Here is a 284-nt window from a genome sequence, read left to right on the forward strand (position 1 = left end):
GTCGAAGGCCAGGCACGCCAGCGCGGTCATCACCGCGGTGCCGTACCTGATCGCCAGGCCTTCCGTGGGCCGCAGCCGCAGCGGGGCCATGCCGATCTCGGCCAGTCCCTCGGCGGCCGGGCGGCGTCGACCCTGGTACATCACCTCGCGTTCGCCACCCAGCACGGCGGCCACGGAGGACAGCGGAGTGAGGTCGCCACTGGCGCCGACCGCTCCTTCGGCCGGAATCAGCGGCAGCACGGCGTGGCGCAGCAGCGTGGCCAGACCCTGCAGCAGCGGAGGGC

General features: G+C 73.9%; 1 protein-coding gene. It reads right to left on the bottom strand.

The window, feature by feature from the left end; genetic code table 11:
• Window positions 1-284 (bottom strand): aromatic amino acid lyase (locus tag ACQG3P_RS19420; RefSeq protein ID WP_426805956.1); only part of this gene is annotated, 284 nt, incomplete at both ends.

This window comes from Stenotrophomonas sp. SrG (assembly GCF_050031795.1).
GTDB classification, from domain to species: domain Bacteria; phylum Pseudomonadota; class Gammaproteobacteria; order Xanthomonadales; family Xanthomonadaceae; genus Stenotrophomonas; species Stenotrophomonas rhizophila_A.